Source organism: Streptomyces sp. WAC05292, from assembly GCF_003949955.1.
GTDB lineage: Bacteria > Actinomycetota > Actinomycetes > Streptomycetales > Streptomycetaceae > Streptomyces > Streptomyces globosus.
In genome coordinates, this window is record NZ_RPSE01000265.1 from 1 (window position 1) to 8,822 (window position 8,822).

9 protein-coding genes are annotated in these 8,822 nt (G+C 75.2%); 5 read left to right on the forward strand and 4 right to left on the reverse strand.

The window, feature by feature from the left end; genetic code table 11:
- On the reverse strand, positions 1-2,023 hold a 2,023-nt coding region (locus tag EF903_RS23195; RefSeq protein WP_125546156.1), incomplete at its 3' end, for a right-handed parallel beta-helix repeat-containing protein.
- 197 nt (positions 2,024-2,220) lie between these two features.
- Here EF903_RS23195 and hmgA point away from each other — a divergent pair.
- Both hmgA and EF903_RS23205 read left to right on the forward strand, forming a co-directional pair.
- Positions 2,221-3,534, forward strand: coding sequence for a homogentisate 1,2-dioxygenase (hmgA, locus tag EF903_RS23200; protein WP_125546158.1), 1,314 nt, complete (start codon positions 2,221-2,223; stop codon positions 3,532-3,534).
- A 79-nt stretch (positions 3,535-3,613) separates the two neighbouring features.
- Positions 3,614-4,363 carry a GntR family transcriptional regulator gene (locus tag EF903_RS23205; RefSeq protein ID WP_114056940.1) on the forward strand — a complete coding sequence of 250 codons (750 nt, stop codon included), beginning with the start codon at positions 3,614-3,616 and terminating at the stop codon, positions 4,361-4,363.
- Between the two features lie 42 nt (positions 4,364-4,405).
- Here EF903_RS23205 and EF903_RS34270 read toward each other — a convergent pair whose 3' ends face one another.
- A complete protein-coding gene (locus EF903_RS34270; protein ID WP_185902778.1) occupies positions 4,406-4,570 on the reverse strand; it encodes a hypothetical protein in 165 nt (54 codons plus the stop codon).
- Between the two features lie 198 nt (positions 4,571-4,768).
- Here EF903_RS34270 and EF903_RS23210 point away from each other — a divergent pair, with 198 nt between their 5' ends.
- A complete protein-coding gene (locus EF903_RS23210; protein WP_185902779.1) occupies positions 4,769-5,980 on the forward strand; it encodes a type ISP restriction/modification enzyme in 1,212 nt (403 codons plus the stop codon).
- A gap of 25 nt (positions 5,981-6,005) precedes the next feature.
- Here EF903_RS23210 and EF903_RS23215 read toward each other — a convergent pair whose 3' ends face one another.
- The gene (locus tag EF903_RS23215) at positions 6,006-6,737 is read right to left on the reverse strand and encodes a TetR/AcrR family transcriptional regulator (RefSeq protein WP_125546162.1); all 732 of its coding nucleotides are present in this window, start codon (positions 6,735-6,737) and stop codon (positions 6,006-6,008) included.
- Between the two features lie 72 nt (positions 6,738-6,809).
- On the opposite strand from EF903_RS23215, the gene EF903_RS23220 reads away from it, so the two are divergent.
- Positions 6,810-8,036 carry a CaiB/BaiF CoA-transferase family protein gene (locus EF903_RS23220; RefSeq protein WP_125546165.1) on the forward strand — a complete coding sequence of 409 codons (1,227 nt, stop codon included), beginning with the start codon at positions 6,810-6,812 and terminating at the stop codon, positions 8,034-8,036.
- Positions 8,037-8,071: 35 nt separating this feature from the next.
- On the opposite strand, the gene EF903_RS23225 is transcribed toward EF903_RS23220, so the two are convergent.
- Positions 8,072-8,341 carry a hypothetical protein gene (locus EF903_RS23225; RefSeq protein ID WP_114056943.1) on the reverse strand — a complete coding sequence of 90 codons (270 nt, stop codon included), beginning with the start codon at positions 8,339-8,341 and terminating at the stop codon, positions 8,072-8,074.
- A gap of 352 nt (positions 8,342-8,693) precedes the next feature.
- On the opposite strand from EF903_RS23225, the gene EF903_RS35405 reads away from it, so the two are divergent.
- Positions 8,694-8,819 carry a hypothetical protein gene (locus tag EF903_RS35405; protein ID WP_260615814.1) on the forward strand — a complete coding sequence of 42 codons (126 nt, stop codon included), beginning with the start codon at positions 8,694-8,696 and terminating at the stop codon, positions 8,817-8,819.
- Positions 8,820-8,822: the final 3 nt, after the last annotated feature.

Sequence of the window (8,822 nt, forward strand, 5' to 3'; positions counted from 1 at the left end):
GGCGGGCGGAGGCCGCGGCTGCCCAGAGGGTCCAGGCGACTGCCACCAGGGCGCGGGCCCAGGCCGGGCTGACCGGGATGCCGGGGATCATCAGGACGGCCTTGTCGAAGGCGTCGAGGAGGGTCAGGCCGGCCAGGAGGAGGGTGAGCCGGGCCAGCCAGGGGCGGTCGGTGTGCAGGGCCGCGCCCGCGCCGGCCCACCACAGGCCGAGGAGGAGCAGGGCCAGGGCGGGGACGGCCGTGTCGGCCAGCGGGGTCGTGGAGCCGGCGACGTCCAGGGCCAGGCCGGCCAGGCCCAGCAGCGACGCCGCCGTGCCCAGGCGGGAGCCGCGCAGCCGGCGCGCCCACAGCACCGCCCCGACCAGCCCCAGGACGGCGGCCGTACCGAGGGCGATCTGGGTCTCGACGCGGGCCAGGCCCCGGGCGCCGTACCAGTCGCAGCCCGCGGGGAGCCGGCGCGCCTGCACGTCGTAGTCGGCGCAGACGAGCAGCTGCGCGAGCTTCACCGGCTCGCCCACCAGCCGGTGCGAGCCGCCGGACACCGCTCCGCGGCGCTCCCCGCATTCGGGGAGGGCTCCGGGGGAGGAGCCGTCGGGGCCGGGCTGCCAGCAGTTTCCGCGGCCCTGGCCGTCCCACCACACGTCCATTCCGTTGGGGCGGACGGCACCGGCCCTGTCGCGGCCCAGGACGTTCCCCGCGTACCGGTTGTGGTGGGAGGTGTCGGCCTGCTTCGACCAGGCCTCCTCGCCGCGGATGAAGGCGGGCACGGCGGACAGGTAGAAGCCGGCCCGGCGGTGCCCGTACACCCAGTTGCCCTCGTAGATGTTCCAGTTGCCGCCGGCGGTGATGATGCCGGTGCCCGGCGGCATGGAGATCTGCGGGCAGACGACGCCCTGCTCGTAGCCGCGCTCGACGGGCGGCTTCGCGCAGGTGCCGTCGGCGACGTGCCGGTAGTAGTCCTGGTTGTTGTCGTGGATGAGGTTCCGCTCGAACTTCGCGTGGTTCTGCGGCAGGCCGGGGTGGCCGGGGAAGGCGCTGTCCATCGAGGCGCCGCCCATGTTGTGGTCGAACTCGTTGTCGTGGACCCACACCGAGTCCCCGGCGGTGCCGGAGTAGCCGACCATGTTGTGGTGGCTGCGGCAGCCGGTGATCTCGATCGAGTAGCGGGGGACGTCGTAGCCGCGGCCGTCGTTGATGTTGCTGGCGCTGCCCGGGTAGATGCCGGAGTCGCCGTTCCCGTACGACTCGCAGTTCTTGTACAGGCCGTGGTCGCTGGCGAAGGTCAGGAAGCCGTACTCGTCGTTCCAGCGGGTCAGGACGTCGTCGATGACGAAGCCGTCGCCGGCGAGGACGTACAGGGCGTTGAAGGTGGTGCGCTGGGCGGTGAAGTTGCGGAAGTAGACGCCGTTCGACCGGTCGGCGCGGATGGCGTTGAGCTTCTGGTACTTGGCGTCGATGACGACGTCCAGCCGGGACGCGCCCGTGCCCTCGATCTGGAGGTCCTTCTTGCCGAGGATGGCGACGAGGTTCTGGTTGTGCCGGCACTGCACCTGCTGCTCGTACGACAGGATCTGGTAGCCGAGCGCGGACGAGGGGGCCTTCAGGGCGGCGCACTCCCCCGACGGCCCCGGCAGGGAGGGCTCCTCCTCGTAGAGGCCGGGGAGGATCGCGATGTTCATGCCGGGCCGGTCCACCGCGTCGACGGCCTGCTGGAGGTGGCGGTAGCCGGTCTTCTCGCACCGCTCGTACAGGGTGAGGTTGCGCTGTCTTAGCGCCTCCGGGAAGGCGGCGATGCGGCGCTCGAAGGCCGGCCGGTCGGTCTTGCAGACCAGCAGGTCGGGCTCGGCGCTGCGGTGGGCGGGCACGGATCCCCTGCCGTCGGGGAAGGTGACGGGCCGCTCCTCGTGCGCGCGTGCGGCGGGCGCGGCGGTCAGGAGGGTCAGCAGCGGCAGCAGGGTGAGGAGGGCGGCGAGGAGTGCCGGCCGGGCGGCGGGGCGTCTGCGGGTCCACGGGGTCCACGACATGCGCGAGAGAGTAGAGCAATGTTCACGTTTTCGGATCCCCTGCGGCGGCACCGATCCGCACCCGGGCCCGCACCCCGCTCCGATCCGCGCCGCACCCGGCCCGCACCACACCCCGGCCCTTCGGGGGGCCATTGACGCACGGGCCGCTGAATCCTACTGTCGGCCATAGGATTCCTTCGACAGAGCGGAAGCACCCCATGAGCGAGCAGGCCAGGAAGACGGCCGAGGCCCTGGAGTACCTCACCGGGTTCGGAAACGAGCACAGCTCCGAGGCCGTGCCCGGCGCCCTCCCGTCGGGCCGGAACTCGCCCCAGCGCGCTCCCCTGGGCCTGTACGCCGAGCAGCTCAGCGGCAGTGCGTTCACCGAGCCCCGCAGGCACAACCGCCGCTCCTGGCTGTACCGCATCCGCCCTTCGGCCGCGCACCCGCCGTTCACCCGCACCGACAACGGGTACCTGCGGACGGCGCCGTTCACCGAGGCCCCGGCCGACCCGAACCGGCTGCGCTGGAACCCCCTGCCCGACCCGGCCCCCGGCACCGACTTCCTCGCCGGTCTGTGGACCCTCGGCGGCAACGGCGACGCCGCTCAGCGCACCGGCATGGCCATCCACCTCTACTCCGCCAACGCCGACATGACGGACCGGGTCTTCGGCGACTCCGACGGCGAACTGCTGATCGTCCCCGAGCGCGGCGGCCTCCTGCTGCGCACCGAGCTCGGCCTGCTCGCCGCCCGCCCGGGCGAGGTGGCGCTGATCCCCCGCGGCGTCCGCTTCCGCGTCGAGCTGCTCGACGGCACCGCCCGCGGCTACGTCTGCGAGAACTACGGGCGCCCCTTCGAGCTGCCGGACCTCGGCCCGATCGGTGCCAACGGCCTGGCGAACCCGCGCGACTTCCGGGCGCCGGTGGCCGCGTACGAGGACGAGGACCGGCCCACCGAGGTGGTCAACAAGTTCTGCGGCAACCTCTGGTCGGCGACCTACGACCACTCCCCCCTCGACGTCGTCGCCTGGTACGGCACGCACACCCCGTACGTCTACGACCTGCGCCGCTTCAACGTGCTGGGGTCCATCAGCTACGACCACCCCGACCCGTCGATCTTCACGGTGCTGACCTCGCCCTCGGACACCCCCGGCCTGGCGGGCGTCGACTTCGTGGTCTTCGCGCCGCGCTGGCTCGTCGGCGAGGACACCTTCCGGCCGCCGTACTTCCACCGGAACGTGATGAGCGAGTACATGGGCCTCATCGAGGGCTCCTACGACGCCAAGGCCGAGGGCTTCGTCCCCGGCGGCGGCTCGCTGCACAACATGATGTCGGCGCACGGCCCCGACCGGGAGACGTTCGACAAGGCGAGCGCAGCCGAGCTGAAGCCGCAGAAGATCGACGACGGCCTGGCGTTCATGTTCGAGACGCGCTGGCCGATCACCGCGACCGCCCAGGCCGCCGGCGCGGACCACCTCCAGCGTGCGTACGACGACGTCTGGGAGGGGCTGGAGCGGCACTTCCGCGCCTAAGATGCTCCCGGCCCCGCCGGGAGGGGCCGCGCGCCCCGCGCGCGCGTGCCCGCCGCCTCGTCCGTACGGAGAACCACCCGTGACCGCCTTCGCCCCAGACTCGCTGGTGCTGAACCGGAAGCTGCCGCTCTGGTATCAGGTGTCGCAGTCGTTGCGCGCCTCGATACTGGGCCGCACCCCGGACGCCTCGCTGCGCCTGCCCACCGAGGAGCAGCTCGCCGAGCACTACGGGGTGAGCGTGCTGACCATGCGCCAGGCGCTCAAGGAGCTGGAGGGCGAGGGCCTGATCAGCCGGCACCGGCGGCGCGGCACGTTCATCGAGCCCGGGGCCATGCGCGGGGCCCCGGTGCGGCTGCTGGGCTCGGTCGACGCGATCGTGGCGCAGCAGTCGGGAGACCGGACGACCGTGCTGGGGCACGAGCGGACGGCGGTGTCCGGGGAGCTGCTGGAGCACTTCCCCGACACGGCCGAGGTCGTCGTCTACCGGCGGCTGCGCCACGACGGCGAGAGCGGCGAGCCGACGAACTGGGCGGAGAACGCGGTGCGCCCGGAGATCGCCGAGGCGGTGGACCTGGAGGACCTGGCGCGCTGGCCGATGACCAAGGTCCTGCGGGACGTGGTCGGCGTGCGGATCAGCCGGATCACGGACACCGTCGAGGCGCGCCTGGCCGATCCGGAGACGGCCGAGCTGCTCCGGGTGCCGCTGCTGAGCCCGATCCTGCACTACACGGGCGTCACGTACGGGGAGGACGGGCGCGTCGTGGACGTGGCCCGGATCCGGTACCGCGGCGACCGCTTCTCCTTCACGGTGACGGTCGACGCGCACTGAGGAGGCCCGGGCGCCGGAGCCCGCCGGCGCTCCCGCGTGCGGCTACTTCTCGTCGTCGTCGGCGCGGCGCTCGCCCTCCGCCTGGGAGGGGGTGGTGCGCAGGGTGTCCGGGTGGTGGTGCGCCGCCCGCTCCTTCTCGTCCATGTCCTCGTCGAGCCGCTCGCCCTCGGCCTGCGAGGGGGTCGAGTATTCGTCGTACTGACTCATGTCCGCTCCTCGGCTCTGCGGACGGGCCGCGCGTGCCCGGGACGGGCCCGCGGCGTCCGTGCGTGGGGCCGTACACAAGGAGCGTAGCGCTTCGGCCACCGCCCGGCCCGGACACGGCTGCGCGGGGGCCTGCCGGGTGCGGGGCCCGTCGCTACCATCGGCCGGGTGAGCGACGACGTACCGCTGCTGGACGAGCTGATGCCGTGGGCCGTGAGCGGCCTGCGCCTGGGCCGCGCGTGGGTCGCCGCCCCCGATCCGGCGGCCCTGCGGGCACGCTGGGCGGTGCTGGCCGGCGCCGAAGGGGCGGAGCGGGAGCGGCTGTTCCGGCCGAGCCGGGTCCGGTCCACGGCGCTGGGCGCGGCCGCGCTGCCGGGGCAGCGCGCGACGTCCACGGCCCGCTTCGGGGATGCCCCGGGGCCGTGCCCGGAGCCGGTACGGGCGCTGCTGGCGCCCTTCGACGAGCAGTGGCTGCTGCCCGACCAGCGGCTGATCGACGCGGCGCGGCCCGAGCTGTGGCGGGTGCTGGACGGGCAGCAGCTCTTCGTCCTGGAGGGCCCGGAGCCCGTCCCGGCCGCGGTCCCGGCAGCCGCCCCGGCGCCCGATGCCGCCGGGCCCGCGGCCCCGGCTGCCCTGCCGGAGCCGGGCCTCCAGGTCACCGCGCACCTGCCTGCCGGCCGGCTGGGCCGGATCCGGCCGCTGCACCGCCGCCCGGGCGGCGCGGAGCCCAACCTGGCGCCGGGCCTGCTGCCCCTGCTGGGCGAGCGCTTCGGCGGCCGGGTCACCCCGCAGGACGTGCTGTGCTGGGTCCTGGCCGCCGGTCGGCCGGGGCCGCGCGGGTACGGGGTGCCGCTGCCCGCCGATCCGGAGCGGTGGCGGGCGGGGCTGGAGCTGGGCGGCCGCCTGCTCGCCGTGCGGCTGCGCGGGGGCCGCGGCGCGGAGCCGCCCCGGCTGCCGGGCGGCCGCCGCCCGTACGTGCGCTCGGCGGTCACCGGCTGGCCCGACGGGATCGGCTACGACGCGGCCGCGCAGACGCTGGTCCTCGGCACCGGGTCGGTCTCCCCCGTCCCGGCGGAGGCGTGGGAGTACGGGGCGCCGGGCGGGGAGCGGGTCCTGGAGGCGTGGTTCGCCGCCCGCTGCGCGCACCGCAGCCGGGAGGCGGCGGGGCTGGAGGCGATGGGTCCGGCCGCTTGGCCGCAGGCGTGGACGTCGGAGCTGCTCGCGCTGGTGACGACGCTGGCGCTGCTGGCCGGGGCGGCGGCGGAGCGGGCGGCGTTCGAGCCGGGGCCGCCGCTGCCCCGGGCGGAGCTGGCTGCCGCCGGGGTGCTGCCGCCGCCGCGGTGGGCGCGGCGCCCGGCGTCCGTCCTGGACCACCTGGAGGAGGGCCCGGGCGGGCAGTTCGCCCTGCTGTGACGGGCTGCGGCGGGCTCGGGGGGCGTCAGGCGGGCAGCGTCCAGCCGGCCAGCAGGCGGAGCACGCAGCGGTCGAAGACGGCGTCCATGTCGGCGGCCGCGTCGGCGACGGGGTGGGTGTCGGCGAGGGCGGCCGCGAGCAGCGGGTAGGCGCCGGTGGCCAGGGCGGAGCCGAGCCAGGCGGTCCGCACCCGCGTCTCGTCGGCCTCGCTCCAGGGCAGGGCGCGGGCCCGCTCGGCCATGGCGAGCTCGTTCGCAGCGAACGTCGCGACGGAGCCGTTGACGGTCGCGAGGAGTTCCAGCTTCTGCCCGCCGGGCAGGTCCAGCGGGGTGAGGCAGTCGAGGCTGTACTCCAGGTAGCGCAGGGCGTGGGGGCTGAAGCCGTAGACGGGGCTGAGCAGGCGGGGCAGCCAGGGGTGGCGGTGCATCAGGCGGCGCGTCTGGCGGGCGAGGCCGAGGAGGTCGGCCTGCCAGTCGCCGGTGGGCGGGGGGAAGGCGTACTCGGCACTGACGGCGTCGACCATCAGCTCGTACAGGTCCTCCTTGCGCGGCACGTAGTTGTACAGCGACATGGTGCCGGCGCCGATGCCGGCGGCGACGCGCCGCATGGAGACGGCGTCGACGCCCTCGGCGTCGGCGATGCGGACGGCCTCGGCGGCGATCGACTCCCGGGTGTGCGCGGGCCGGGGCCCGCGGCCGGCGCGCTGCGGGCGGGCCCAGATCACTTCGGGTTCAGCGGGGCGTCCGCCGGCTGTCATCGCTCATCACCTCGCCGCCATCCTAGAGGCGGGGTGGTGACAGGTCGGGGTGCGGGCAGGTAGGCAGGGCGCATGGCATCTCACACTCAGGACGTGCACGTGCAGCCCGCGGACCCCCTGCCCCTGGAGGGCGTCACCGTCGTCGCGGTGGAACAGGCCGTGTCGGCCCCGTTCGCCACGCGCCAGCTGGCGGACCTGGGGGCGCGGGTCGTGAAGGTGGAGCGCCCCGACGGGGGCGACTTCGCCCGCGGCTACGACACCGCGGCCCACGGCCTCGCCTCGCACTTCGTGTGGGCCAACCGCGGCAAGGAGTCCCTCGCACTGGACCTGAAGGACCCGCGCGGGCTGGAGGTGCTGCACGGGCTGCTGGCCGGGGCCGACGTGTTCGTGCAGAACCTCGCGCAGGGCGCCGCCGCCCGGCTCGGGCTGGACTCGGCGGCGCTGTGCGCGCGGTATCCGCGGCTGGTCGCCGTGGACGTCTCCGGCTACGGCCCGCAGGGCCCGTACGCGCACAAGCGGGCCTACGACATGCTGGTGCAGTGCGAGGCCGGCCTGGTGTCGGTCACGGGCACCCCCGGGCAGCCCGTCAAGGCGGGCATCCCGGCCGCCGACATCGCAGCTGCCATGTACGCGTTCTCCGGGGTCCTGGCGGCGCTGCTGCGCCGCGGGGTGACCGGGCGCGGGGGCCGTGTGGAGGTGTCGATGCTGGACGCGCTCGCCGAGTGGATGGGGCATCCGCTGCACCACACGATGCACGGCGGGGAGCAGCCCGCCCGCACGGGCCTGGCGCATGCGGTGATCGCCCCCTACGACGCCTACGCCACGGCAGACGGGGACCGCGTACTGCTGTCGGTGCAGAACGACCGCGAGTGGCGGCGGCTGGCCGAACAGGTGCTGGAGCGGCCCGAGTTGGCGGAGGATCCGGCGTACGCGACCAACGCGGCCCGGACCAGGGGCCGGGAGAAGACGGACGCGGTCGTCGCGGAGGCGCTGGGCCGGCTGGACGCGGCCGAGGCGGTACGCCGGCTGGAGGCGGCGGGCATCGCCTGCGCCCGCCTCAACTCGGTGGCGCAGCTCGCGCACCATCCGCAGCTCGCGGCGCGCGACCGCTGGCGGGAGGTGGGATCGCCGGCGGGTCCGCTGCGGGCGCTGCTGCCGCCGATCGGGCTGCCGGGGGGCGCCGCACCGCGGATGGGTGCGGTGCCCGCGCTCGGCGAGCACACCGACGCCCTGCTGCGCGCCCTGGGGATGTCGGGCGCGCAGATCGCGACACTGCGCCGGGATGGAGTAATTGCGTAGGCCGGGGCGAAACCTGACGGGGGTCGGGACCGTTCTTACGAGCGGCGGCTGCCGAAGAGCGAGCGGCGCAGCCGCCGCAGCGGCGCGAAGAGCGAGACGCGCGCGCTCCGGCTCCGCAGCCGGTGCGTGTGGTCGCGCGAGGTGAGTTCGCGCATCAGCAGGGTCGCCTCGGCGACCTCCCGGTGCGGGACGGCGGGTCCGCCCAGCACGGCGAGGTGGCGGTCGAGGCGCGAGCTGGTCGCGCTGCTTCCGCAGGTGATGGCAGGCACGCGGGGCGGCCTGCTGCGCATCGTTATCTGTTCCATGTTCTCTCCCCACCCGTACGAGGGCACCCGGCCCGGGCAGGTTAACCCTATCGCCCCCGAGACGCCCCCGGGTATCCCGGTGGTGTGAATTACCCCTATGCGTCGGGGAGTTGACGGTTACTCAGCGGAGTTGTCGGTTACTCTCCGCAAGCCCCCGGGCTTTCAACCCTCTCTCGGGCGGCACGCGGAGGCGCGGCGGGGGCGCCCCGCGCCCGGCGGCGCCGCCGCCAAACGGGGGGCGCCCGCGGCCCCGGGGGGGGGCCCCGCCCCGCCCCGGGGCCCCGTCAATCCGCCCCCCGCCGGCCCGCCCGGGGCCGCGGCGCCCCGGCGCGGGCCGTCCCCCGCCCCCGCGGTGCGGGCGCCGAGCGTCGGCGGCGCCGCGGTCGACCTCGGCTCCCGCTGGGGCAGCGGCGTGCTGCTCGGCAGGCCCGCGGACCAGCCGAGCAGCACGTCGCTGACCCAGTGGGTGCCGAGGTAGACC

Excerpts from the sequence above, each read along its gene's own strand:
- hmgA (WP_125546158.1), top strand. The coding sequence starts at position 2,221 with ATGAGCGAGCAGGCCAGGAAGACGGCCGAGGCCCTGGAGTACCTCACC.
- EF903_RS34270 (WP_185902778.1), bottom strand. The coding sequence starts at position 4,570 with ATGAGTCAGTACGACGAATACTCGACCCCCTCGCAGGCCGAGGGCGAG.
- EF903_RS23210 (WP_185902779.1), top strand. The coding sequence starts at position 4,769 with ATGCCGTGGGCCGTGAGCGGCCTGCGCCTGGGCCGCGCGTGGGTCGCC.
- EF903_RS23215 (WP_125546162.1), bottom strand. The coding sequence starts at position 6,737 with ATGACAGCCGGCGGACGCCCCGCTGAACCCGAAGTGATCTGGGCCCGC.
- EF903_RS23220 (WP_125546165.1), top strand. The coding sequence starts at position 6,810 with ATGGCATCTCACACTCAGGACGTGCACGTGCAGCCCGCGGACCCCCTG.
- EF903_RS23225 (WP_114056943.1), bottom strand. The coding sequence starts at position 8,341 with ATGGAACAGATAACGATGCGCAGCAGGCCGCCCCGCGTGCCTGCCATC.